The sequence below is a fragment of the Aeromonas sp. 159 genome (assembly GCF_963862045.1).
Lineage (GTDB): Bacteria > Pseudomonadota > Gammaproteobacteria > Enterobacterales > Aeromonadaceae > Aeromonas > Aeromonas veronii.
The window spans coordinates 1-23,513 of record NZ_CAWLMI010000060.1 but is presented as its reverse complement, the minus strand read 5'-3'; the positions used below and the strand labels follow the sequence as shown (position 1 = coordinate 23,513).

21 protein-coding genes are annotated in these 23,513 nt (G+C 58.8%); 8 read left to right on the top strand and 13 right to left on the bottom strand.

Features of this window, described 5'->3' with window-relative positions:
- The first annotated feature begins 45 nt into the window (after positions 1-45).
- Complete coding sequence (locus tag AACR14_RS11615; RefSeq protein ID WP_019446304.1) at positions 46-1,584, top strand: ADP-ribosyltransferase; 1,539 nt, start codon at positions 46-48, stop codon at positions 1,582-1,584.
- A 119-nt stretch (positions 1,585-1,703) separates the two neighbouring features.
- Here the strand turns inward: AACR14_RS11615 and AACR14_RS11610 are convergent, their stop codons facing one another.
- The 4 genes from AACR14_RS11610 to glyQ form a co-directional block, all read right to left on the bottom strand.
- On the bottom strand, positions 1,704-2,468 hold the full coding sequence (locus AACR14_RS11610; protein WP_019446303.1) for an EAL domain-containing protein: 765 nt from the start codon (positions 2,466-2,468) through the stop codon (positions 1,704-1,706).
- 247 nt (positions 2,469-2,715) lie between these two features.
- Positions 2,716-4,017 carry a DUF3644 domain-containing protein gene (locus tag AACR14_RS11605; protein WP_083851956.1) on the bottom strand — a complete coding sequence of 434 codons (1,302 nt, stop codon included), beginning with the start codon at positions 4,015-4,017 and terminating at the stop codon, positions 2,716-2,718.
- A gap of 147 nt (positions 4,018-4,164) precedes the next feature.
- The gene (gene glyS, locus AACR14_RS11600) at positions 4,165-6,234 is read right to left on the bottom strand and encodes a glycine--tRNA ligase subunit beta (RefSeq protein WP_019446302.1); all 2,070 of its coding nucleotides are present in this window, start codon (positions 6,232-6,234) and stop codon (positions 4,165-4,167) included.
- Positions 6,235-6,243: 9 nt separating this feature from the next.
- The gene (glyQ, locus tag AACR14_RS11595; RefSeq protein ID WP_010672400.1) at positions 6,244-7,173 is read right to left on the bottom strand and encodes a glycine--tRNA ligase subunit alpha; all 930 of its coding nucleotides are present in this window, start codon (positions 7,171-7,173) and stop codon (positions 6,244-6,246) included.
- A 222-nt stretch (positions 7,174-7,395) separates the two neighbouring features.
- On the opposite strand from glyQ, the gene AACR14_RS11590 reads away from it, so the two are divergent.
- Entirely contained in the window at positions 7,396-7,968 is a 573-nt protein-coding gene (locus tag AACR14_RS11590) for a DNA-3-methyladenine glycosylase I (RefSeq protein WP_019446301.1), read from the top strand.
- Positions 7,969-8,097: 129 nt separating this feature from the next.
- Positions 8,098-8,754 carry an OmpA family lipoprotein gene (locus AACR14_RS11585; RefSeq protein ID WP_005339468.1) on the top strand — a complete coding sequence of 219 codons (657 nt, stop codon included), beginning with the start codon at positions 8,098-8,100 and terminating at the stop codon, positions 8,752-8,754.
- A 144-nt stretch (positions 8,755-8,898) separates the two neighbouring features.
- Here AACR14_RS11585 and AACR14_RS11580 read toward each other — a convergent pair whose 3' ends face one another.
- Both AACR14_RS11580 and tusA read right to left on the bottom strand, forming a co-directional pair.
- On the bottom strand, positions 8,899-9,246 hold the full coding sequence (locus AACR14_RS11580; protein WP_019446300.1) for a RidA family protein: 348 nt from the start codon (positions 9,244-9,246) through the stop codon (positions 8,899-8,901).
- Between the two features lie 21 nt (positions 9,247-9,267).
- Positions 9,268-9,513 (bottom strand): sulfurtransferase TusA, encoded by a 246-nt coding sequence (gene tusA / locus AACR14_RS11575; protein ID WP_026035054.1) that lies wholly within the window; start codon positions 9,511-9,513, stop codon positions 9,268-9,270.
- Between the two features lie 169 nt (positions 9,514-9,682).
- Between tusA and AACR14_RS11570 the strand changes: the two genes are divergently transcribed.
- Complete coding sequence (locus AACR14_RS11570; RefSeq protein WP_005339471.1) at positions 9,683-9,874, top strand: hypothetical protein; 192 nt, start codon at positions 9,683-9,685, stop codon at positions 9,872-9,874.
- A 75-nt stretch (positions 9,875-9,949) separates the two neighbouring features.
- Here AACR14_RS11570 and AACR14_RS11565 read toward each other — a convergent pair whose 3' ends face one another.
- The 6 genes from AACR14_RS11565 to AACR14_RS11540 all read right to left on the bottom strand — a co-directional run bounded on the left by AACR14_RS11565 (position 9,950) and on the right by AACR14_RS11540 (position 19,110).
- A complete protein-coding gene (locus AACR14_RS11565; RefSeq protein WP_019446298.1) occupies positions 9,950-11,188 on the bottom strand; it encodes an ABC transporter substrate-binding protein in 1,239 nt (412 codons plus the stop codon).
- Positions 11,189-11,192: 4 nt separating this feature from the next.
- On the bottom strand, positions 11,193-12,638 hold the full coding sequence (locus tag AACR14_RS11560) for an ATP-binding protein (RefSeq protein ID WP_005357365.1): 1,446 nt from the start codon (positions 12,636-12,638) through the stop codon (positions 11,193-11,195).
- Positions 12,635-13,357 carry a response regulator gene (locus tag AACR14_RS11555; RefSeq protein ID WP_005339475.1) on the bottom strand — a complete coding sequence of 241 codons (723 nt, stop codon included), beginning with the start codon at positions 13,355-13,357 and terminating at the stop codon, positions 12,635-12,637. Before AACR14_RS11555 ends, AACR14_RS11560 begins: the two co-directional genes overlap by 4 nt.
- A 278-nt stretch (positions 13,358-13,635) precedes the next feature.
- Positions 13,636-14,799 (bottom strand): acetyl-CoA C-acyltransferase FadA, encoded by a 1,164-nt coding sequence (gene fadA / locus AACR14_RS11550; RefSeq protein WP_019446297.1) that lies wholly within the window; start codon positions 14,797-14,799, stop codon positions 13,636-13,638.
- Between the two features lie 21 nt (positions 14,800-14,820).
- Positions 14,821-16,968, bottom strand: a complete 2,148-nt coding sequence (gene fadB, locus AACR14_RS11545) for a fatty acid oxidation complex subunit alpha FadB (RefSeq protein ID WP_019446296.1) — start codon at positions 16,966-16,968, stop codon at positions 14,821-14,823.
- A gap of 204 nt (positions 16,969-17,172) precedes the next feature.
- Positions 17,173-19,110, bottom strand: a complete 1,938-nt coding sequence (locus AACR14_RS11540; RefSeq protein ID WP_019446295.1) for an acetoacetate--CoA ligase — start codon at positions 19,108-19,110, stop codon at positions 17,173-17,175.
- Positions 19,111-19,301: 191 nt separating this feature from the next.
- Between AACR14_RS11540 and pepQ the strand changes: the two genes are divergently transcribed.
- The 4 genes from pepQ to hemG are packed head-to-tail and all read left to right on the top strand — an operon-like array spanning position 19,302 to position 23,267.
- Complete coding sequence (pepQ, locus tag AACR14_RS11535) at positions 19,302-20,624, top strand: Xaa-Pro dipeptidase (protein WP_019446294.1); 1,323 nt, start codon at positions 19,302-19,304, stop codon at positions 20,622-20,624.
- On the top strand, positions 20,624-21,241 hold the full coding sequence (locus AACR14_RS11530; protein ID WP_019446293.1) for a YigZ family protein: 618 nt from the start codon (positions 20,624-20,626) through the stop codon (positions 21,239-21,241). Before pepQ ends, AACR14_RS11530 begins: the two co-directional genes overlap by 1 nt.
- A gap of 36 nt (positions 21,242-21,277) precedes the next feature.
- Positions 21,278-22,735 carry a TrkH family potassium uptake protein gene (locus tag AACR14_RS11525; protein WP_019446292.1) on the top strand — a complete coding sequence of 486 codons (1,458 nt, stop codon included), beginning with the start codon at positions 21,278-21,280 and terminating at the stop codon, positions 22,733-22,735.
- 7 nt (positions 22,736-22,742) lie between these two features.
- On the top strand, positions 22,743-23,267 hold the full coding sequence (hemG, locus tag AACR14_RS11520; protein WP_005339483.1) for a menaquinone-dependent protoporphyrinogen IX dehydrogenase: 525 nt from the start codon (positions 22,743-22,745) through the stop codon (positions 23,265-23,267).
- Positions 23,268-23,328: 61 nt separating this feature from the next.
- On the opposite strand, the gene AACR14_RS11515 is transcribed toward hemG, so the two are convergent.
- A partial coding sequence (locus AACR14_RS11515) for a hypothetical protein (protein ID WP_041201951.1) occupies positions 23,329-23,513 on the bottom strand: 185 nt, incomplete at its 5' end.

Genomic DNA, 23,513 nt, shown 5'->3' with positions numbered 1-23,513 from the left:
GCCTCTCCTAGACTGGCGGCGAAACATCACAAGAAGACAATCATCATGCAGATTCAAGCAAACACCGTCGGCACACAGGCCGTCGCTCACCACAGTGATGCAACCACAGGGGTTGGCCGGATAGGCCAGCTGGAGGCGCGTCAGGTCGCCACCGGACAAGATGCGATCTTGCTGGGCAACCGCAGCGAACCGCAAAAAGGGCAGGGGCAGCTTTCGCGTTCGGAGTCCCGGCCAGCGCGAGTGCTTGCGGCTATCAAGGAGTGGGTCGGCAACCTGCTTGGGAGCGGCAAGAGTGCCGCAGCGCCGAAGGCGCAAACCGCCACTTCCCCCGAGGATCTTCAGCGTCTGATGAAGCAGGCTGCATTTAGCAGCTCGCTGGGTGGCTTTGCCAAGGCGGACGTATTGAACAACATCGCCGCCGAACAACTGGGCAAGGAGCACGCCACTCTGGCGACCGGCAACGGCCCATTGCGCTCTCTTTGCACCGCGTTGCAGGCCGTTGTCGTCGGCTCCCAGCAGCCGGAACTCCGGGAGTTGGCTGCCGGGCTGCTGGCCCGCCCCATCGCCGGTATCCCGCTCCAGCAGTGGGGCACTGTCGGGGGCAAGGTGACCGACCTGCTCGCCAGCGCCACCTCCGAACTGCTGCAGGAGGCGATGAGCCAGCTGCACACCGCGATGGGTGAAGTAGCCGACCTGCAGCGCGCCGTAAAGGCCGAAGTTGCTGGTGAACCGGCGCAAAGTGCGACCACGAAAGCGGATGCGGCACCCGTCCAACGCGGTGAGAGCAAAGGGGCTGCTCGCGAACAGGTCGTCATGGCGCGGCAGACCCCGGCCACCGGCTACAAGCTGGCGCTGGATCTTATCAGCTATCAGGCCAGCTACCTGCTGCGGGATCAAACCTCGACCGAGGTGACCCTGAGCAGCAGCGATCTCAATGCCCTGCATCAACACATTGCCGATGGCTCCATCAACAGTTCCCACATGGCCAAGTTGCAGACCCGTGGCGATCTGCAAACCCTGCGTACTCTGGCGCTCTCGCTGGCCAGTGGCAGCGACGCCAAGGGCTCTTCTCTTGGTCATGCCCTCGACAGTCTCGCCTCGGCGCGTCCTAACCAGCGGTTGGTGCTGGGCGGCCTGATGCAGTTTGCCGGTCAGACCGAGCAGGCGTGGGTGGACCATACCGCGCTCAAGCCGCGAGAGGAACGGCTAGATGCCGGGGCGCGACTGCGCTTTGACACCGGCCAGATGCAGGCGGAGCTGGGGCGTCTCGGCGACAGCGAGGCACGGCAGGTGCTGCAACAGCTGGAAGGGGCTTTTGGTGATCGGGCCAGGGCTATCTGCGACTTCGCGGTGGCTCAGGTCTCCGGCTTTGCCGATAGCGAAAGCAGCCCTGAGGCCGTGCTGGTCTCCCGCCTGACCCGCATGGGCAATCTGGTGGGCAGCCTGACCGATGCGCTCAAGGAGCGGCTGCAACTGCCCGGGTCCGCCCGTGGCGAGCCGACCATGATCGACTCCGCCAGCCAACTGACACCGCTCGAACTGGCTGCGCTGGCCCATATCGGCGTCGATGAGAGCTATCTGTAAACCGTCAGCACACAGCCCCTCGGGGCAAGGTGATATGACATAAAAACGGACACCCTCGGGTGTCCGTTTTCTTTATTCGGGCGGGAGTGGGCTGAGGGGGTCAGTGCAGACCGATTTGCTTACAAGCTGGCGAAATCCACTTCCGGCAGGGTTTCGAAGCCGGGGCGGGCAAACAGATAGCCCTGCATCAGGCTGACGCCCATCTCCCGCAGGCAGGCCATCTCTTCGCGGGTCTCTATCCCCTCTGCCAGCGGGGTGATCTGCAACTCGGCAAACAGCGCCAGACAGTGGCGCACGATGGCTTGCCGGGTCGGGTCATGGTCGATGCCGCGCAGCAGGTGCATATCGAGCTTGACGATGTTGGGGTGAAAATCAGCCAGCAGGTTGAGGCCCGAGTAACCGGCGCCAAAGTCATCGATCGCCGTTTTGAAGCCGAGGGCCTGATAGTGATCGACGATGTCGCGAAGATGCTGGCTATCCTGCACCTGCTCCACCTCGGTCAGCTCGAACATGATCTGCTCGATGGGGAAGAGGTGCTCGCGGGCCGCCTGCAGGGTGGTGCGGATGCAGCGCTCCGGGAGGTAGACCGCATTGGGCAGAAAGTTGATGCTCAGCATGCCCCGCATATCGAGCCGGGCGGCCAGCGCGATGGCCTTGATGCGGCACAGCTGGTCGAAGCGGTAGCGATTGCCATCGTTGACCTGGGCAATCACGCTCTGCGCCGGTTCGTTGTTGAGCCCCCGCACCAGCGCCTCGTAGCCGAAGATGGTGCGCTGGCTGCAATCGACGATGGGCTGAAAAGCCATGGTGAAGTCGAAATCGAGATCTGCTTTCTCCTGACACAGCTGGCAGATGGCGGGGGACGGGGCGGCAGGTATATCCATGACTTTCCTCTTGGGCGTGGCGGCGCTGGGCACTGTCTCAAATGATAACAGCTGATCACCCCCCCTGTAGGTTCGATTAGCGCAGCGTAATCGGACGAACGAGAGGTTGCGGTTGTTGCCGTGACGCAGGGGCGGCCAGCCGGAGGGGATATTCGACTGGCCGTTATGGCGGGAGAATTAATTTACACGTATGTCTGTTTATGCAGGCGGCTAATATAGCCTACGCACTTGAGATTAGAGAACTAGGTTATTTCCCTTTTTCTTTTTTTGCATTTTTTAGGAAAGAATCGTTTTCAGTTATTTTTTTCACTGATTCTTGTATACATAAATCAGAGTATAAATGTCTATTCGAAATAGCTTGGTAATGGTGGAAGTCGTTATTGTTTTTCTTCCATCCTGTTTTTTCTACCAATGATAAAAAGCAGTGATTATTTAGTGTTGGTTTATCATTCTTATCTCGTGCAGGTAAACAAGCAAACAGCTTTTCTGTAGAGTAGCTTTCTTGCAATATTTTGTTTATTTCTTTGATTGCTATGCCTTGAGGATATGGATGTGTTTTCTCTGGGTCTACAGCCTTTTCTACAATTAATGCATTTCTTAAATTCTCTAAATCCTCTTTACTACCATTTGCGTTAGCAAGTATCTTAAGGCCTGTGCTATCTTTTTTTGCATAGACGAGGGAAACATTTATTGGTATCGCAAAATCAATATCATTATTTTCCTCAATCTCATCTTGTAATGTTCTTGCTAGTGATAAAATTTCATCACAAGAGTCACCATATTGATCTCTGAGGATAGATATAGGAGGAATATTGAAGTCTCCAACAAGAGATAGCATTCCAGCATGCTGATAAGATAGAAAGGGAACCTCAGAAAATTCTTCGAACTGAGTTGAGTAATTAATAACGCCAGCCTGAAAAACTCTCGATGCTAAGCCTTGAATTTCTGGCATTAAAAGGTGAACAGCATTGTCACGCCAATCAGAAATTCTTTCGATATTTTTCCTAGTTTTATTTTCGGTGCTAGGAAATATTTTATCTAATGATTGGCGCAGAGATATAGTTTGCTTAATCCCTTTTTTACTCACCGTGGTATAAATTCCTTTTTCACCTTGACGTTCGATGATGATAGCTTTTAGTAATTGTTCCCAAGCAGTTGAAAAAAGCATTACAAAACCATCTAATTTATTTTCTAGTGAAGGCCTGTTGTATAACTCTAGGGCTAGCATCATATTGTCTCGAGATTTTTTCAGTAATGCTCTCGCAAGATTGTTTTTACAATTATGACCCAGTTCCCTATAATTTTTACTTTGAGACTGCTTTTTTCTAAATTCGGTGAAGTTTATATTTAATGTATTCTGCGCTTCAAATAAATCCTTTTCTACTTGAACAATAAAACTGCTTATCCACCCCTTTCCTAAATATGATTTAAATGTTGAAGATTTCCAACCAGTAGCAGATATTACATCTTCCTTAGAAAAATAAAGGTTGGCTTTTTGCTTCTCCTTTAAAAATTCATAGAATTTTTCTTGAGCTTTTATTTTGGACACGTGAACATACCCCTAAAATCATGGTGATTTTTAAATAAACATTAGGTGTTTGAAGTGTCAATAATGTAGTTCTATATGTATGACATACGTCAAAAATAAAAACGGCACCTCGCGGCGCCGTTTTTAATATCACCTACCCAACCAACATCACTGCAGCAGGGAGATATCCGCGACTTGCAGGAACAGGTTGCGCAGGTTGTTCAGCAGCGCCAGACGGTTGGCCTTGAGGGCTTCATCGTCGGCCATCACCATTACTTCATTGAAGAAGGTATCGACCGGCTCGCGCAGGGCGGCCAGACGGGTGAGGGCAGCCTGATAGTCACCGGCAGCGAACAGCGGGGCCAGTTCGGCTTGCAGTTCGGCAACCTGGGTGGCCAGCGCCTTCTCGGCGGCATCGACCAGCAGTTCCGGTTTGACGGCAGTCGGCAGTTCGCCTTCGACCTTGGCTAGAATGTTGCTCACGCGCTTGTTGGCGGCAGCCAGTGCCAGTGCGGCATCCAGGGTGCGGAAGTGGCTGACGGCCTTGACGCGGCGATCGAAGTCGAGCGGACGGGTCGGGCGGCGGGCCAGTACGGCCAGCACCACGTCGGCACCGATACCTTCGTCCTGATAGGCGGCGCGGAAGCGACCCAGCATGAAGTCGACCACGTCGGTAACGACGGTTTTGTTGGTCAGCTTGTCGCCGTAGACGCGTACCGCTTCTTCAACCAGTTCAACCAGATCCAGATCCAGCTGCTTCTCGGTCATGATGCGCAGGGCACCGATGGCGGCACGACGCAGGGCGAACGGGTCCTTGTCACCCTTCGGCAGCATGCCGATGCCGAAAATACCGGCCAGGGTGTCGAACTTGTCGGCCAGCGCGACGGCGCAGGCAACCAGACCGGACGGCAGGGCATCACCGGCAAAGCGCGGCATGTACTGCTCGTTGAGGGCCACGGCCACCGCTTCGTCTTCGCCATCGTGACGGGCGTAGTGCATCCCCATGACACCCTGGGTGTCGGTGAACTCGCCGACCATGTTGGTCATCAGATCACACTTGGAGAGCAGACCGGCACGCTTGGCCTGAGCCACGTCGGCGCCGATACGCTCGGCGATAAAGCCGGCGACGGTCTCGATGCGCTCGACCTTGGCCTTGACGGTGCCCAGCTGCTGCTGGAACAGCACGGTTTCAAGGCGCGGCAGGCGGGAGGCCAGAGTCTGCTTGAGGTCGGTCTTGAAGAAGAACTCGGCGTCTGAGAGACGGGGGCGAACCACCTTCTCGTTGCCGCTGATGATCTGGCTCGGGTCTTTCGACTCGATGTTGGTGACGAAGATGAACTTCGGCAGCAGCTTGCCGTTCTTGTCGTAGACCGGGAAGTACTTCTGGTCACCCTTCATGGTGTGCACCAGCGCTTCAGCCGGAACGGCCAGGAACTTCTCTTCGAAGTTGGCGGTCAGCACCACCGGCCACTCGACCAGTGCGGTCACTTCTTCCAGCAGGGCGTCGTCCAGATCGGCCACGCCACCGAAGGCGGCTGCGGCCGCTTCGACGTCAGCCTTGATCTTGGCCTTGCGCGCCATGAAGTCGGCAATCACCATGCCGCGCTCCTGCAGGATCTGCGGGTACTGGCTGGCGTTGTCAATGGTGAATTCGCTCTCGCCCATAAAGCGGTGACCGCGGATGGTGCGGGCAGAGTCGATACCCAGAATGTGAGCGGGAACCAGCTCGCCATCCAGCAGCAGGGTCACGGTGAAGACCGGACGCACGAACTGGATGGTCTTGTCGCCCCAGCGCATCATTTTCGGGATCGGCAGCTTGGCCAGTGCGGAGGCGACCAGCTCGCCCAGCAGATCTTTGGCCGGACGGCCTTCGACCTTGGCGGTGTGAACCAGCCACTCGCCCTTGTCGGTGACCAGACGCTCGGCCTGCTCAACGGTGATGCCGTTGCCACGGGCCCAGCCTTCGGCAGCCTTGGTCGGCTTGCCTTCAGCATCGAACGCTTGAGCCACGGCCGGGCCGCGTTTCTCGACGCTCTTGCTCGGCTGTTCGCCAGCCAGCTCGCTCACCTTCAGCGCCAGACGGCGCGGTGAGGCAAACCACTCGACGTCGCCGAAAGCCAGATCGGCCTTGGTCAGTTCGGCTTTGAAGTTGTCGGCAAAGGCTTCGGCCAGGGAGCGCAGGGCTTTGGGCGGCAGCTCAGCAGTACCGATCTCTACCAGAAATGTATGTTGTGCCATGTCCGTTCCTTAACCTTGCTTGTTCTCGTTGCTGCCACGTTGGCACATCGGGAAGCCCAGCGCTTCGCGGGAGGCGTAGTATGCCTCTGCCACGGCCTTGGTCAGGGTGCGAATGCGCAGGATGTAGCGCTGACGCTCGGTGACCGAGATGGCCTTGCGGGCATCCAGCAAGTTGAAGGAGTGAGCGGCTTTGAGGATGCGCTCGTAGGCAGGCAGCGGCAGCGGTTTTTCCAGTGCCAGCAGGTTCTGGGCTTCCTTCTCGTACTGCTCGAAGCAGTGGAACAGGAACTCCACATCGGCGTGCTCGAAGTTGTAGGTGGATTGCTCCACTTCGTTCTGGTGGAACACGTCGCCGTAGGTGGTCTTGCCCAGCGGGCCGTCAGACCAGACCAGATCGTAGACGCTGTCCACGCCCTGAATGTACATGGCCAGACGCTCGAGACCGTAGGTGATCTCGCCGGTGACCGGCTTGCACTCGAGGCCGCCAACCTGCTGGAAGTAGGTGAACTGGGTCACTTCCATGCCGTTCAGCCACACTTCCCAACCCAGACCCCAGGCACCCAGAGTCGGGTTTTCCCAGTTGTCTTCCACGAAGCGGATGTCATGGATTTCAGGATCCATACCCAGCTCTTTCAGGGAGCCCAGATAGAGTTCCTGAATGTTGTCGGGGGAAGGCTTGATGATCACCTGGAACTGGTAGTAGTGCTGCAGGCGGTTCGGGTTTTCACCGTAGCGGCCGTCAGTCGGACGGCGGGACGGTTGAACGTAAGCGCAGGCGATGGGCTCCGGGCCCAGGGCACGCAGACAGGTCATGGGGTGGGAAGTACCGGCACCCACTTCCATATCCAGCGGCTGAATGATGGTACAGCCCTGGCGGGACCAATAGTCCTGCAACTGCAGGATCAGGCCCTGAAAGGTTTTGACATCGAATTTTTGCATAATTTTTTTCGCGCGAAGTGAAAATCAGAGCAAGATTTGCTGAATGTGAACCGAGGGAGTATACCGTCTGGCATGGTCGGATAATAGGCGAAATTGCAGCGGATTCGCGGGATGGTGCTGCGCTGTGGCTGGTCGGGCGGGATGTCCGGTATATGATGTGAGCAGTGCCGCCTGCAGAGTGGGCAGGGTCGGGCAAACCGCTGAAATAACGAGGGAGAGGAAATGGAACTGCGCTGCGCCTGGGTGACCAAAGACCCGGAATACATTGAATACCATGACAAACAGTGGGGCAGGCCGGTCTATGACGCCCGCGAGCTGTTTGCCAAGCTCTGCCTCGACGGCCAGCAGGCGGGACTGTCGTGGATCACCATCCTCAAGCGCACCGAGAGCTATTACCGCGCCTATGCCGACTTTGATCCGGTGCAGATTGCCCGCTTCGACGAGCAGGATGTGGAGCGGTTGATGCAGGACAGCGGCATCATCCGCAACCGGCTCAAGGTGCAGTCGATCATCAGAAATGCCCGCGCTTATCTGGCGTTGCAGGAGCAGGGGCTCGACTTCGCCGACTACCTGTGGGGCTTTGTTGGCGGCGCCCCCATCGTTAACCAGCGGCAGGGCAACGGCGATATTCCGGCAACCTCGCCGGAGTCGGATGCTATGTCGAAAGCGCTCAAGAAGCTCGGCTTCAACTTCGTCGGCAGCACCATCTGTTACGCCTTTATGCAGGCGGTGGGGATGGTGAACGATCATCTGGTCAGCTGTCCTTGCCACGCCGAGTGTCAGTTACCGCGCTGACAGCCCGCCAATTGCCCAAAAAAACACCACTCTCGCCATCTGTTCAGGCTTGCGTCAGACAATGGCGTGCCAGCGCGTTACAATCCGGCCCCCGGCATGGTGCCGGATTGTTTTCACAGAGGTTTTTTCATGCGAGCCAAGATCCTGGTGCCTGCTCTGGCACTGACCGTTGCCCTGAGCGGCTGTACCACCAACCCCTACACAGGTGAATCCCAGACCTCCAAAGGTGCCTGGGGCGCGCTGGCTGGCGCCGCTGCCGGTGCGGCCGTAGGTGCGCTCTCTTCCAGCAAGGGTGACCGCAAGAAGGGCATCCTGACCGGCGTTGCTGCTGGCGCGGCGCTGGGTGGCGGTATCGGCTACTACATGGACGTGCAGGAAGCCAAGCTGCGCGAGAAGCTGCAGGGCACCGGCGTCAGCGTGACCCGCAATGGCAATGAGCTGATCCTCAACATGCCGAACAACGTCACCTTCGACAGCTCCAGCTCCCAGCTGAAAGCGGCCGGAGCCAACACCCTCTCCGGCGTGGCCATGGTGGTTGCCGAGTTCGACAAGACCCGCCTGAACGTGGTCGGTCACACCGACAGTACCGGTTCCCGCGACCTGAACATGAAGCTCTCCCGCGATCGTGCCGATGCCGTTGCCGCCCAGCTGATTGGTCAGGGCGTAGCAGGCAGCCGCATCTCCACCACCGGCGTGGGCCCGGATCAGCCGGTTGCTACCAACAGCACCGCCGCAGGCAAAGCCCAGAACCGCCGCGTGACCATTACCCTGACCCCGACCGCCTAAGTCGCTCAGGTTTCGGTAACGAAAAGGCCCCGCCAGTGATGGCGGGGCCTTTCTATTGGCGCCGTGGCGAGCAATGACGCCTTGTTGTTTGCTCCCTTCTCCCCTCGTGGGAGAAGGGGCGGGGATGAGGGGGATAAGCGCCTCTTAGACAGCGGCAGTCAGCTGCACTTCCACCTTGTAGCCTTCATGGGCCAAGCGGGCTTGTACGCAGGCGCGAACCGGCGCGGTGCCAGCCGGGATCCAGGCATCCCACTGCTCGTTGAAGGCAGCGATGTCCTGAATGTCTTTCAGATAGATATTGGCCATCAGGATCTTGTCGACGCCGGAGCCGTTGGCTTCCAGCAGGCGTTGCAGGCTCTCAAGCACTTCGCGGGTCTGCTGGTGGATGTCGGCCTCTTCGCTGACGGGCACTTCCACCACGTAGAGGGTGCCATTGTGGATGACGACGTCAGACCAACGCTGGGTGGTGCCGATTCGGGTAATGGTTGTCATGGAGTGCTCCGGTACGGGGGCTTATTGACCCTTGCGGATCAGATAGCGGTAGGGGGCCTGCTCTGTATCGCTGGCGACCAGGGTGTGATCCATAAAGCGGCAGAAACTGGGGATGTCGCGGGTGGTTGAAGGATCGTCGGCGCTGACCAGCAGGGTCTCGCCATCCGCCATCAGTCGCACTTTCTTGCGAACCATCATAACGGGTTCCGGGCAACGAAGCCCGATTGCGTCCAACTCGTGGGTCGCATCGCAGAATAAATCACTCATCTATTATCAACCTTCAACCTATTCGGCTGCCAATGATACTCAGGGCTAAAAAATAATCAAACAAACGACCCATTAACCAGCATATGTAACCGAAATGTTATTCAGCCCTATCCAGCTTGCGCCGGACGAGTAATATAAAAATTGAACCATATTCAACAAGGAGGTGAATATGCAGGTCTCCTACGGCAGATTACAAGCCTATGCAGGCATGGGGTTCTTGTCCTTCGCCATGATAGTGATGGGCAGCCCGATCGGGAATACCGGTACCTGGTTCGGCTCCATGGTGATGGTCGGGTTGGGGCTCTGGATCGAGCTCAGCGATTACTATGACGAGGATGAGGACGAGAACGATCAATCCTGAATCGGATGAAGATTCAGCAACAAAGGCGGAGCAATTCCGCCTTTGTCATTTCTGCCGTTTGGCAATGTGCCCGGATCAGCGGGTCGAGCGCATCGCCCGCTCCAGATGCAGCGCCGTCTGCTCCGGGTTGGCCTTGGGATCGTTGAAGAAGTTGCTCAGCACATCGAGGATCGCCTGCCGCATATTGGTCGGTGTCGCCATCCCTTCCGCCATGCTGGGCAGCAGGTTGTCCTGCTTTTCCGCCAGCAGGAAATCCTGATAGGAGCGGACGGCGCAGCGGTCGAACTTGCTCATGTCGGGATTGGTCAGAGCCGGGATCGACCCCTTCACCCGATTGAACTCTTCCTGGAATTTCGGCGTCATCAGCAGTTGGGCCAGATCCCCCTGCGCCTGCAACTGGGCCGGATCCCGCTGTTTGAACATGGCGATGGAGTCGAGGTTGTAGCTGAACAGTCCGGCGCTGCCCGGGCTCGGCAGACAGGCGATATCCTCACCCGGCCGGTAGTTGCCCGCGCTCAGCTCCCCTTTAACCCAGTCCCCCATCACCTGCATGGCGGCGCCACCGCTCTCCAGCAGGTTGGTGGCCTGATGCCACTTCAGACCGGCGTATTTTTGCGGGACGTAGGCACGCAGCTGCTGGAAGCGGGTCAACACTCGCACCATATCGGGGCCGGTCAGGGTGGCGCTGTCCTGCTCGAGGAACGCCTTGCGATAGAATTCTTTTCCGCCCTCACCGAGTGCCACCGTTTCAAACAGTACCGCCAGCTGCCAGGGCTCGTTGCCAATGGCGAGCGGGGTGATGCCCCGTGTTTTAAGCTGGTCGGCGACGGTGACAAACTGGGCCCAGCTGGTGGGCTGAGTCAGCTTGTTGCGCTCGAAGATCTTGCGGTTGAGCCACAGCCAGTTGACCCGGTGGATGCCGGTGGGCACCGCCATCAGGGCGCCATTCTGGCTGAGGGTGGCACGTACCATGGGCGGCATCTGACCGTACCAGCCGAGGTGTTCGGCCATGGGGGTGAGGTCGCGCAGGAAGCCGAGCCCGGCCCACTCCTTGAGCTCGTAGCCCTTGAGGTGGGCCGCTTCTGGCGGGTTGGCGGCCAGTGCCCGACTCTTCAATACCGTCATGGCACTCTTGCCGCCGCCGCCCTGCACTGCAAAGTCGTTCCACTGGTTGCCCTGTCTGGTCCACTCGGATTTGAGCACTTCGACCGCTTTCGCTTCGCCGCCTGACGTCCACCAGTGCAGTACCTCCACCTGGGAGGCGGCAACGGGAGTAGAGAGCAGGGCGATGACAGAAAAAGACAACCACTTCATAAGGTTACTGCCTTGGTAGGGAGAGCGTGGCCTGCAGGCCACCTTGCGGACGATTTTCCAGCACCAGATCGCCACCGTGGGCGTGGGCAATGTTGCGGGCGATGCCAAGGCCGAGGCCGGTGCCAGCCTGATCCGTGCTGAGCCGGTAATAGGGTTCGAAAATGCGCTCGAACTGATCGTCCGGCAGGCCGGGGCCCTCATCCATAATGAAGAGGATCAGCATCTCCTCGTCATCCATGATGATGATGCGCACCTTCTGGCCGTACTTGATGCCGTTGTCCACCAGATTGCCGATACAGCGTTTGAGCGCCAGCAGCTTGCCGCGATAGGGCCACTTGCAGTGCCCTTCGATGGTCAGCCGCTCGTCGTGCAGGTTCATCGACTCCGCCATCTGCTCAAGCAGGGCGTTGATGTCGATCTCCTCGATATTCTCGTGAATGTCGGTCTCTTTGACCGTCTGCAACGCCCCTTTCACCATCAGCTCCAGCTCGTCGAGATCCTTGTTGAACTTGGCGATCTGTACCTCGTCATCGAGCAGTTCGACCCGCAGCCGCAGCCGGGTGATGGGGGTCTTGAGGTCGTGGGAAATTGAGCTGAACAGCCGCTCTCTATCGTCGATATAACGGCGGATGCGGTGCTGCATGATGTTGAAGGCGCGGGTCGCCGCCACGATTTCCGATGCTCCTTCCTCTTTGAGCGAAGGCTGATCGATATCCTTGCCGAGATTCACCGCCGCCTTGGCGAGACGGCGCAGCGGACGGGTCTGCCAGCGCACCAGCATAAAGGTGAAGAAGCAGAGGAACACTGTCATCAGGGCGATGAAGCGCACCTGATTGCTCGGCATCACGGTATCGTCGAGGGTCATGTAGGGGGCGGGCAGCAGGGCCGCCAGATAGAGCCACTCCCCCTTTTCGATCTCGATCTGGGTCACCAGTACCGGTGGATTGAGCGGCTCCAGCGACAGGGTGTAGCGGGCCCAGGAGGAGGGGAGATCCGCCAGCAAGGTGTCGTTGTTGAAGACGTGGAGGTCATCGGGTCGGGAGAAGTCCACCTTGATCGCCATGGCATCGGAGAGCTTGCGGGTCAGCACGCCCTGTACCTCCTCCAGCACCTGCGTCTTGCGTTCGCTGTCGGGGATGGCGTTGATGTGGATCTCTTCCTCGTTGAGCGAGACGAAGAAGCGGCTGCCCCCCATGTTGCGCAGCTGGTCCAGCGCGATATGGCGATATTGCAGCGGCAGGGATTTGAAGAAGTTGACGGTGGAGGCGGCAGACATGGCGAGGTTGCGGGTGGTGCTGAGCATCCCCTCCAGCTCCCGCTTCTGGATCTGCTGCATCCAGATGCCGGTCAAAATGGTCTGGGAGAGCAGGATGGCCAGCAACAGCAGCAGGATCATCCGTGACAACAGGGAGCGGGGCACCAGCGCCCCCCAGGACCACTTGTTGCTCATGGCAGCTCGTGCACCTCGGCAATCAGCATGTAGCCACTGCCGCGAATGGTCTTGATGATGCGCGGGCTCTTGCCGTTGTCGCCCAGCTTCTGGCGCAGACGGCTGATCTGTACGTCGATGCCGCGCTCCATCGGCAGGCTTTCGCGGCCGCGGGTGGCATCCGAGATGGTGTCCCGATCCAGCACCACGCCGGGCTGTTGCAGGAACATGCCGAGCAGCATGGCGTCGCTGCCGGAGAGATCCAGCAGGCTGCCATCATCATGGGTCAGCTGGTGGCTCAGGGTGTCGAGGGTCCACTCGGCAAAACGCAGGCGGCGGCTCGGCTCTTTCTCTTTTTCCGGCTGGCGGAATTCGGCGCGGCGCAGCAGCGCCTTGATGCGGGCCTGCAGTTCACGGGGGCTGAACGGCTTGGCGATATAGTCGTCGGCACCGAGTTCGAGGCCGATCACCCGATCCGCTTCGTCGGAGGCGGCGGTCAGCATGATGATGGGCACCTGGGAGTCACGACGGATCTGCTGGCAGAGGGTAAAACCGTCCTCGCCGGGCATCATGATGTCCAGAATAATCAGGTCCGGGCTGTGCTGGGCGAGTTGCTGACGCATCTCGTTGCCCTCCGCCGCCGTCAATACCTGAAAGCCCGCCCGGGTCAGGTACTCATTGAGCAGCTCGCGGATCTCTTGGTCGTCATCGACGATCAGCAGTTGTTTGCTCATTGACATATGTATGTGCATCCACCCATTTTTTTGTGCAGATTGAACCTGTCGGGGGAGTAAAAAGCAAGCAAGCCCCCTATCTAATGTGAGGTTTAAGGCAATAACAGCCTATTGATAAGATTAAAACGAAAAAAGGCCGACCCAAACGGGACGGCCAACAGACAGCTTCTGACCACTGACGAGCACCCCGTGTGGCGATCGTCACAGACTTGAAAAGGGGCCAGTCAGACTGGCCCCGAAAAGGGACAACTCTCAGTAGTGCATCCCGTCGATCCGGCTGGTTATCACACCCGTTCAAACACGGTGGCGATGCCCTGGCCCAGACCGATACACATGGTGGCAACCCCCAGAGTGGCATCCTTCTCCTCCATCAGATTGATGAGGGTGGTGGAGATGCGCGCACCGGAGCAGCCGAGCGGGTGGCCCAGCGCAATGGCGCCGCCGTTCAGGTTCACCTTCTCGTCCACCTGATCCTGCAGACCCAAATCCTTCACGCAGGGCAGTGACTGGGCGGCGAAGGCCTCGTTCAGTTCGAACAGGTCGATGTCACCTATGGTCAGACCGGCACGCTTGAGCGCCTTCTGGGTCGCCGGCACCGGGCCGTAACCCATGATGGCGGCGTCACAGCCGGCGATGGCCATGGCACGTACCTTGGCGCGCGGCGTGAGGCCGAGGGCCTTGGCGCGATCCGCGCTCATCACCAGCATGGCGGCGGCGCCATCGGACAGGGCCGAGGAGCTGCCGGCGGTGACGGTGCCGTTGACCGGATCAAACACCGGGCGCAGTTGGCTCAGGGTTTCGACCGTGGTCTCCGGGCGGATCACCTCGTCGTAGTCGTAGAAGAAGCGGGCGCCGCTGGCGTCATGGCCTTCCAGCCCGACGATCTCCTTGGCAAAACGCCCTTCCACGGTGGCCGCGTGAGCACGGCGGTGGGAGCGGGCGGCAAACTCGTCCTGCTGCTGGCGGCTGATGCCGTGCAGCTTGCCGAGCATCTCGGCGGTCAACCCCATCATGCCGGAGGCTTTCGCCACCGACTTGGCCATGCCGGGGTGGAAGTCGACGCCGTGGCTCATCGGCACGTGACCCATATGCTCTACGCCGCCGATGATGAAGATATCCCCATCACCTACCTGAATGGCGCGAGAGGCGTCATGCAGCGCCTGCATGGAGGAGCCACACAGGCGGTTGACGGTAACCGCCCCCACCTGCTTCGGAATGCCGGCCAGCAAGGCAGCGTTGCGGGCGATGTTGAAGCCCTGCTCCAGGGTCTGCTGCACGCAGCCCCAGTAGATATCCTCGATCTCGTTCGGGTCGAGGTTGGGGTTGCGCAGCAGGATGGATTTCATCAGGTGCGCGGACAGATCTTCTGCACGCACGTTGCGGAAGGCGCCGCCCTTGGACCGGCCCATCGGGGTCCGGATACAGTCGACAATGACTACGTCTTTCATGAATGGATCTCCTTTCCGCAATCAGTAGAAGGTTTTGCCCTGGGCAGCCATCTCGCGCAGCTTGTCGCTGACGCGGTAGAGCGGGCCCAAATCGGCATACTGGTCGGCCATGGCCACGTAGCGATCCAGACCGATAGTGTCCAGATAGCGGAACACGCCGCCGCGGAAGGGAGGGAAGCCCAGACCGTAGACCAGTGCGATGTCGGCTTCGGCTGGCGTGGCGACAATGCCCTCTTCCAGACAGAGCACCACCTCGTTGATCATCGGGATCATCATGCGAGCGATGATGGCGTCCTTGTCGAAATCCTGTTTCGGCTTGGCAATGGGGGCCAGCAGCTCGTAAGCTGCTGCGTCGGCTACCTTCTTCGGCTTACCCTTCTTGTCGGCCTCGTAGGCGTAGAAGCCCTTGCCGTTCTTCTGACCGAAGCGGCTTACCTCGTACATCACGTCGATGGCGGTACGGCCTTCCTTGCTCATACGCGCCGGGAAGCCCTGCGCCATCACGTCACCGGCATGGTGACCGGTGTCGATACCGACCACGTCCAGCAGGTAGGCGGGGCCCATCGGCCAGCCAAACTCCTTCTCCATCACCTTGTCGACGGCGGCAAAGTCGGCGCCATCGGCGACCAGCTTGTTGAAGCCGAAGAAGTAGGGGAACAGCACGCGGTTGACGAAGAAGCCCGGGCAGTCGTTGACTACCACCGGGGACTTGCCCATCGCGGCGGCGTAGGCCACCACGCGGTTGATGGTTTCATCGGATGTCTGCTCGCCGCGGATGATCTCCACCAGTGGCATGCGGTGCACCGGGTTGAAGAAGTGCATGCCGCAGAAGTTCTGCGGGCGCTTCAGCCCCTTGGCCAGCAGGGAGATGGGGATGGTGGATGTGTTGCTGGCGAGCACGGCGTCTTCGCCAATGATCCCTTCTACTTCGCTCAGTACGGCGGCCTTCACTTTCGGGTTTTCAACCACAGCTTCGACGACGACGTCCACGCCTTTGACGTTGTCATAGCTGAGAGTCGGAGTGATGGCGGAGAGCACCTGGCCCATCTTGATGCCATCGATGCGGCCCTTCTCGAGCTGGCCATTGAGCAGCTTGGTGGCTTCGCCCATGCCAAGTGCCAGCGCCTTCTCGTTGATATCCTTCATCACCGCCGGAATGCCCTTGCTGGCAGACTGGTAGGCGATGCCGCCACCCATGATGCCGGCACCCAGTACGGCGGCGTGGCAAGTGGCCTTGCTTGCCTGCTTGGCCGCCTTCTTGGCCAGCGCCTTGATGTGCTGATCGTTCAGGAAAATCCCGACCAGCGCCTTGGCGACATCGGTCTTGGCCAGCTTGATAAAGCCCTGTGCCTCGGCCACCAGAGCCTCGTCACGGCCCATACCAGCGGCGGTTTCGACGGTTTTCACCGCGGTCATCGGCGCCGGATAGTGTTTGCCCGCCACGGCGGCAACCATGCCGGCGGCGGTGGTGAAGCTCATCATGGCTTCCAGTTTGGAGAGGCGCAGCGGGGCTTTTTTGGCGGCGCGACGGCTCTGCCAGTCCAGCTTGCCCGCGATGGCGTCTTTGATCATCTGCAGCGCAGCGCTCTGCAGCGCGTCGGGGGCGACCACGGCATCGATGGCACCCACCTTGAGGGCGTCATCGGCACGGTAATCCTTGCCGGTGGTGATCCACTCCAGTGCGTTGTCAGCGCCGATCACTCGCGGCAGACGGACTGTGCCGCCAAAGCCCGGCATGATGCCGAGTTTGGTCTCGGGCAGGCCGATTTTGGCTGTGGTGTCAGCTAGACGGAAGTCGGTGGAGAGAATGGTCTCGCAGCCGCCGCCCAGAGCGTGGCCCTTGATGGCGGAGAGGGTCGGAACCGGCAGATCTTCGATGGCATTGAAGATGTCGTTGGCCTTTTTCAGCCAGCCGAGCAGATCTTCTTGCGGCAGATCGAACAGTTCCAGGAATTCGGTAATGTCGGCACCGACGATAAAGGCGTCTTTGCCGGAGGTGAGGATCAGACCTTTTAGTTCACGTTCTTGTTGTAATGCGGCGATCGCTTCGCTCAGGGAGAGCAGGGTAGCGCGATCCAGCTTGTTGACTGAACCCGGGGCATCAAACCTCAGCTCGGCGATGCCGTTTTCGAGGTAGCTGACCGACAGGGTTTCGCCTTGGTAGATCATGAGAGTGTCTCCTTGTTCCCACTCAGTGGGGAGTGGTGCTCCTTAATCCCCAGCAGGGGGCGAGGCTCACTATTGATCCAAAAGGAGACATTTTCAACACCTATTTAAAACATTTGTTTAACAGATCTCGAGTAAAAGCTCTTCATCACAAAACGGGCAAAAGAGAGGCGCCTTGCGGCGCCTCGGATAGATGTGAGTTTGTTATCAACTGGCCAGTTCCGGCCGGTTGCGATACTGGTTCAGCACCTCGGGATCGGCGAGGGCATGGGTATTGTTGACGGGTCTGTTGTGTACCACTTCCCGCACCGCCAGTTCGACGATCTTGCCGGACTTGGTGCGGGGGATGGCATCCACCTGCAGGATCCGAGCGGGCACGTGGCGGGCGGTGCAGTGCTGCTTTATTTGCTGGCGGATCCGCTCGCGCAGCGGCTCATCCAGCTTGCAACCCGCCTTGAGCTTGACGAACAGCACCACCCGCTCGTCTTGCTGCCACTGCTGGCCGATGACGATGCTCTCCTCCACCTCGTCGAGCTGCTCGACATAGCGGTAGATCTCGCTGGTGCCGATACGCACGCCGCCCGGGTTGAGGGTGGCGTCGGAGCGGCCGTAGAACAGAATGCCACCGGTCGGGGTCAGCTCAATCCAGTCGCCGTGGCACCAGATGTTGTCGAACCGCTCGAAGTAGGCGGCGTGGTACTTGTCGCCATTTTCGTCACTCCAGAAGTAAATGGGCTGGGCCGGGAACGGCTTGGTACAGACCAGCTCGCCCTTCTCCCCCTGCACCGGCTGGCCCGCCTCGTTGAATACCTGCACCGCGAGACCGAGGCCACGCCCCTGGCTCTCGCCGCGATAGACAGGGCTGAGCGGGTTGCCGATGACGAAGCAGGAGCAGATATCGGTGCCGCCTGAGATGGAGCTGAGTTGCACATCCTGCTTTATCTGCTGGTAGACGTAGTCAAATCCCTCCGGCGACAGCACGGATCCGGTGCTGCAGATCAGCCGCAAGTGCGGCAAATCGTGGCTCTTGATGGGGGCGTAACCCTGCTTGTGCAGTGCGTCGAGATACTTGGCCGAGGTACCGAACAAGCTGACCTGCTCGTCGCGGGCCAGATCCCACAGCACGTTGCCATCTGGGTAAAACGGCGAGCCATCGTAGAGCACCAGAGTGGCGCCGGAGGCGAGGGCGCTCACCAGCCAGTTCCACATCATCCAGCCACAGGTGGTGAAGTAGAAGATCCGCTCCCCCGGCTTGATGTCGCAGTGCAGCTGGTGTTCTTTCAGGTGTTGCAGCAGGGTACCGCCGATACCGTGCACTATGCACTTGGGTTTGCCGGTGGTGCCGGAGGAGTAGAGGATATAGAGCGGGTCGTTGAAAGCCATGGACTCGAACTGGAGGCTGGCGTCCGGCTGGCTTGCCAGCAGTTGCTGCCAGTCGTGGCCAAGCTGCAGCGGGTTGCCGAGCAGGGGGATCATCACCGTCTGCTCTATGCTGCCGATCTGGCTCACCACGCTGGCGACCTTCTGTTGAATGTCGATAGCTTTGCCGTTGTAGCGATAGCCATCCACCGCAAACAGCACTCGTGGTCGGGTCTGGCCGAAGCGCTCCACCACGCTGGCTTCACCGAAGTCGGGGCTGGTGGAGGTCCAGATCGCCCCGAGGCTGGTGGTTGCCAGCATGGCAACCACGGTTTCCGGAATATTGGGCAGATAGGCGGCGACCACATCGCCACGACCAATCCCCTGATGACGCAGCCACTGCGCCAGCCGGGCAACCTGTTCCCCCAGTTCACCCCAGCTCAGGGTACGGCTAGGGCTCCCTTCGATGCGGGAGATGATGGCCGGGCTCTCGTCCTGGCGGCGCAGCAGGTTTTCGGCGAAGTTGAGGCGGCTGTCGGGGAACCAGCGGGTGCGCTGCATATCCTGACGGTTTTCCGCCACTATGTTGCCGAGCTCTCCCTTGACGCCACAGTGCTGCCATACCAGCGGCCAGAAACGGGTGGTCTTCTCCACCGACCATTGGTAAAGCTGCGGGTAGTTCTGCAACTGCAAGCCGTGGAAACGGTTCACCTCCGCCATAAAACGGTAGAGGTTGGATTGCTGCATCCCGAGCGGATCCGGTTGCCACAGGCAGAGGTTGTCCATGAGTAATCCCTGACTTCATGTATCTACCGGCAGTGTATTGAATTGTTTTTGATTTGTTAATGATTGGTTTTCTGTTGATAACAAACACGTTTGTAACGTATGCGTTACCTCACGAAGCGGCAGCTTGACGGGTCGAGCCGCCAAGCGCTTGATGTTATGCTGCAATCACATTCACCTCGGAGCAGGACGCCATGAGCAGCTACAGCCAACTTTTTGCCCAGCACCTCGATACCTTGCAGCAGCGTACCCGCGACATTCTGCAACAACAGGGGCTCAGCGGACTGGCCATCCACTCCGGCCAGACTCACCGCATCTTCCTCGATGATCAGGATTACCCGTTCAAGGTAAACCCCCACTTCAAGGCTTGGTTGCCAGTGCTGGACAATCCCCACTGCTGGCTGCTGGTGGATGGGGTGAACAAACCAATCCTGCTGTTCTACCGCCCGGTGGATTTCTGGCACAAAGTAGCGGATCTGCCCAATGCCTTCTGGGTCGAGTTCTTCGATATCCGTTTCCTGACCCGGCCGGAACAGGTGGCCGACCATCTACCTGCCAACAAGCAGGAGTGGGCCTATCTGGGCGGTCATCTGGAAGTGGCTGAACTGCTGGGGCTGACCCAGCCCAATCCGGAGGCGGTGCTCAACTACCTGCACTATCACCGTGCCTACAAGACACCCTACGAGCTGGAGTGTCTGCGCGAGGCGAACCGGATCGGGGTGCGCGGCCATATCGCCGCCAAGGACTCCTTTATGGCGGGGGCGAGCGAGTTCGAGATCAATCTGGCCTATATGAAAGCGGTCGGGCAGGGGGCCAATGAGGCACCCTACGGCAATATCGTCGCCATCAACCGCAATGCGGCCATCCTTCACTACACCCATTTGTCCGCCTTGCGGGTGCCCGATGCGGAGCGCCATTCTTTCCTGATCGATGCCGGTGTCGATTTTCACGGTTATGCCTCCGACATCACCCGTACCTGGGCGTGGCGGCGCGGCGAGTTTGCCGATCTGATTGCTGCCCTCGACGAGCAGCAGCAGGAAATCATCAAGGAGATCAAACCGGGTCGCCGCTACAGCGAGCTGCACCTGCAGATGCATCACAAGCTGGCGCGCCTGCTACAGACCACCGAGCTGGTGGACATGTCGGTGGACGAGATGATCAACACTGGGGTGACCAACGTCTTCTTCCCTCACGGCCTCGGCCACTTCCTCGGTTTGCAGGTACACGATGCGGGCGGTTTCATGCAGGATGAGCGCGGCACCCATCTGGCGGCGCCCGAGCTGTTTCCCTATCTGCGCTGCACCCGGGTGATGGAGGTGGATCAGGTGTTCACCATCGAGCCGGGTCTCTACTTCATCGACAGTTTGCTGGAGCCGCTTCGTCAGGGCGAACAGGGCAAGCGGGTCAACTGGAACAAGGTGGAGGCGCTGCGTCCGTTCGGCGGCATCCGCATCGAAGACAACGTGGTGCTGCACGCCAACGGGGTGGAGAACATGACCAGACAAGCAGGGCTCTGATGGCGGCAGCGTACTCCATTCCGGCTGCCCCGCTGGAGTTGACCGAAGAGATAAAGAAGAGCCGCTTCATTACCCTGATCGCCCACACCCCGACCGTCGAGGCGGCCAAGGGGTGGGTCAACGAGATCAAGCGCCAACATCCGGCCGCTCGCCACCACTGCTGGGCCTTTGTGGCGGGCGCGCCGCAAGATAGCCAGGTTTATGGCTTCAGCGATGACGGCGAACCTTCCGGTACTGCGGGCAAGCCGATCCTGGCCCAGTTGATGGGCTCGGGGCTTGGTGAAATCTGCGCCGTGGTAGTGCGTTACTACGGCGGCATCCAGCTTGGCACCGGTGGACTGGTCAAAGCCTATGGGGGCGGTGTTGGTGCCGCTCTCAAGCAATTGCCCACCCTGCTCAAGGTGCCGCGCACTCCCTCTCTCATTCACTGCGATTACGGTGACATGGGGACGGTCGAGTCGCTGATCAGTATCCATAATGGCGAATTGCTGGCGGCGGATTACGGTCAGCAGGTCACCTTGCAGGTGGCGTGGGAGTCCTCGGTTTGGGCTCAGGTGGACCGTGAATTGACCGACCGGACTCATGGGCGGGTATCCCTCAGTCCCTTAGATGGCTAGAATCCATCGCTCTTTAATTGGGGAAAGGGAGCTGTAATGCACATTCTGAGCATTATTCGCATTGTTGGCCTGCTGGTTGCGCTGTTCAGCTCGACCATGCTGTTGCCTGCACTGGTGGCCTTTGGCTATCGGGATGGTGGTGGTGCCGAGTTCGTCAGCTCTTTTCTGATCGCCCTGCTGCTCGGCGTGGTGCTCTGGTTTCCCAATCGCTACCACAAGAAGGAGATGCGCTCGAAAGAGGGCTTTCTGATTGTGGTGCTGTTCTGGACCGTGCTGGGCAGTGTGGGGGCTGTGCCCTTCATCATGAGCGACGTGCCGGATATGTCGGTCTCGGAGGCCTTCTTCGAATCTTTTTCCGGCCTGACCACCACAGGCGCAACGGTACTGACCGGGCTCGATAATCTGCCCAAGGCGTTTCTGTTCTATCGCCAGTTGCTGCAGTGGCTGGGGGGGATGGGGATCATCGTACTGGCGGTGGCCATTCTGCCACTGCTGGGTATCGGGGGCATGCAGCTCTATCGCGCCGAGATCCCAGGGCCGGTGAAGGATACCAAGGTGACGCCGCGCATCGCCGAAACGGCCAAGGCGCTCTGGTTCATCTATCTGCTGCTCACCGCACTCTGTGCGCTGGCCTACTGGCTCGCCGGAATGACGCTGTTCGATGCGGTGTGCCATTCGTTCTCGACTCTGTCGGTCGGTGGCTTCTCCACTCACGATGCCAGCATCGGATTCTTCAACAGTCCGGTCATCAACCTGATTACCGTGGTGTTCCTGCTGCTGGCCAGCGTGAACTTTGCGCTCCACTTTACCGTTTTCTCTCACCGCCCGGTGCGGCTCGGGCGCTACCTTTACGATTCTGAACTCAAGGTGTTCCTGGCCATTCAGGCGACCCTGGTGATGATCTGCTTTATCGCCTTGCTGACCCACGGACACTACGCCACCTGGCAAGAGGCGTTCAACCACGGTCTTTTCCAGGCGGTCTCTCTGGGTACCACCACCGGCTATAGCACCACGACCTATGCAGATTGGCCCTCGTTCCTGCCCATGCTGCTGATGTTCTCCGCCTTTATTGGCTGTTGCGCGGGCAGTACTGGCGGCGGCATCAAGGTGATGCGTTTCATGATCCTGTTCATGCAGGGGATGCGCGAGTTGAAGCGGTTGGTTCACCCCAGAGCCATCTATACCTTGAAGCTGGGGAATAGGGCGGTGCCCGAGCGCATCGTCGAGGCGGTGTGGGGCTACTTCGCCACCTATATTATTCTCTTCTTTATGTTCATGCTGCTGTTGCTGATGACGGGGCTGAACGAAGTGACCGCATTCACCGCTGTGGCTGCGGCTTTCACCAACGTAGGCCCGGGGCTGGGAGAGGTATCAGCCAACTTCGGCAATATCTCGCCAGCGGCCCAGTGGGTACTGGTGTTGGCTATGTTGTTTGGCCGATTGGAAATTTTCACGCTTCTGGTACTGTTTACTCCTGCATTCTGGCGTAGTTGAGGTTGTTATGGACAAGATTCTGGTGCTTTATTCCTCTCGGGATGGCCAAACCCGCAAAATAGTCGATGTCATGCTGGAGCAGATGCCGGGATGCGAAGTGGTGATGCACGACCTGCACACCTTGCCGATGTGCAACCTCAGCAAGTATGCCAAGGTCTTGATCGGCGCCTCCATTCGTTATGGCAACTTCCACCCCAGCCTGTTCAGCTTTATTCATGCTCATCAGGAGCAGCTGGAGGTGGCCAATGCGGCCTTCTTCTGTGTCAACCTGACGGCCCGCAAGCCAGAGAAGCAGACGCCGCAAACCAATGCCTATATGAAGAAGTTCCTGCGCCTCTCCCCCTGGAAGCCGAAAACTCTGGGGGTGTTTGCCGGCGCGCTGCAGTACTCCCGCTATAACTGGTGGCAGACTCGCATCATCCAGCTGATCATGAAGATTACCGGTGGTAGTACCGACACCAGTAAGGACATTGAATTTACCGATTGGGAAAAGGTGCGCAGCTTTGCCCGCGAATTTTGGTCAAAAAGGTAGCAGCGTGATGTAAATTCAGGGTTTCTTGCCCGAAACAGCCCCGCCGACGCGGGGCTTTTGTTTAATAAAACAACGGTTGAACCGAAAAACTGTAAAAAGTGCCATTTTTTGCAGTTTTCCTCTTGTCATCCCAGCGCTGCCCCCTATAATGCGCCCCTACCAGCACGGCAGAACACGCCAACCTGATGAGCAAGCTTCCTAGTGAAGCCGGCGCCGAAAGAAAAGCGAAAACAATCGCTTGACTTT

What these genes read in the sequence shown, in the direction of transcription:
- AACR14_RS11540 (WP_019446295.1), bottom strand. Translation starts at nt 19,110, where the DNA reads ATGGACAACCTCTGCCTGTGGCAACCGGATCCGCTCGGGATGCAGCAA.
- fadA (WP_019446297.1), bottom strand. Translation starts at nt 14,799, where the DNA reads ATGAAAGACGTAGTCATTGTCGACTGTATCCGGACCCCGATGGGCCGG.
- AACR14_RS11530 (WP_019446293.1), top strand. Translation starts at nt 20,624, where the DNA reads ATGGCGGCAGCGTACTCCATTCCGGCTGCCCCGCTGGAGTTGACCGAA.
- AACR14_RS11560 (WP_005357365.1), bottom strand. Translation starts at nt 12,638, where the DNA reads ATGAGCAACAAGTGGTCCTGGGGGGCGCTGGTGCCCCGCTCCCTGTTG.
- AACR14_RS11580 (WP_019446300.1), bottom strand. Translation starts at nt 9,246, where the DNA reads ATGACAACCATTACCCGAATCGGCACCACCCAGCGTTGGTCTGACGTC.
- fadB (WP_019446296.1), bottom strand. Translation starts at nt 16,968, where the DNA reads ATGATCTACCAAGGCGAAACCCTGTCGGTCAGCTACCTCGAAAACGGC.
- glyQ (WP_010672400.1), bottom strand. Translation starts at nt 7,173, where the DNA reads ATGCAAAAATTCGATGTCAAAACCTTTCAGGGCCTGATCCTGCAGTTG.
- pepQ (WP_019446294.1), top strand. Translation starts at nt 19,302, where the DNA reads ATGAGCAGCTACAGCCAACTTTTTGCCCAGCACCTCGATACCTTGCAG.
- tusA (WP_026035054.1), bottom strand. Translation starts at nt 9,513, where the DNA reads ATGAGTGATTTATTCTGCGATGCGACCCACGAGTTGGACGCAATCGGG.
- AACR14_RS11610 (WP_019446303.1), bottom strand. Translation starts at nt 2,468, where the DNA reads ATGGATATACCTGCCGCCCCGTCCCCCGCCATCTGCCAGCTGTGTCAG.
- AACR14_RS11570 (WP_005339471.1), top strand. Translation starts at nt 9,683, where the DNA reads ATGCAGGTCTCCTACGGCAGATTACAAGCCTATGCAGGCATGGGGTTC.
- AACR14_RS11590 (WP_019446301.1), top strand. Translation starts at nt 7,396, where the DNA reads ATGGAACTGCGCTGCGCCTGGGTGACCAAAGACCCGGAATACATTGAA.
- glyS (WP_019446302.1), bottom strand. Translation starts at nt 6,234, where the DNA reads ATGGCACAACATACATTTCTGGTAGAGATCGGTACTGCTGAGCTGCCG.
- AACR14_RS11525 (WP_019446292.1), top strand. Translation starts at nt 21,278, where the DNA reads ATGCACATTCTGAGCATTATTCGCATTGTTGGCCTGCTGGTTGCGCTG.
- hemG (WP_005339483.1), top strand. Translation starts at nt 22,743, where the DNA reads ATGGACAAGATTCTGGTGCTTTATTCCTCTCGGGATGGCCAAACCCGC.
- AACR14_RS11585 (WP_005339468.1), top strand. Translation starts at nt 8,098, where the DNA reads ATGCGAGCCAAGATCCTGGTGCCTGCTCTGGCACTGACCGTTGCCCTG.
- AACR14_RS11565 (WP_019446298.1), bottom strand. Translation starts at nt 11,188, where the DNA reads ATGAAGTGGTTGTCTTTTTCTGTCATCGCCCTGCTCTCTACTCCCGTT.
- AACR14_RS11555 (WP_005339475.1), bottom strand. Translation starts at nt 13,357, where the DNA reads ATGTCAATGAGCAAACAACTGCTGATCGTCGATGACGACCAAGAGATC.
- AACR14_RS11615 (WP_019446304.1), top strand. Translation starts at nt 46, where the DNA reads ATGCAGATTCAAGCAAACACCGTCGGCACACAGGCCGTCGCTCACCAC.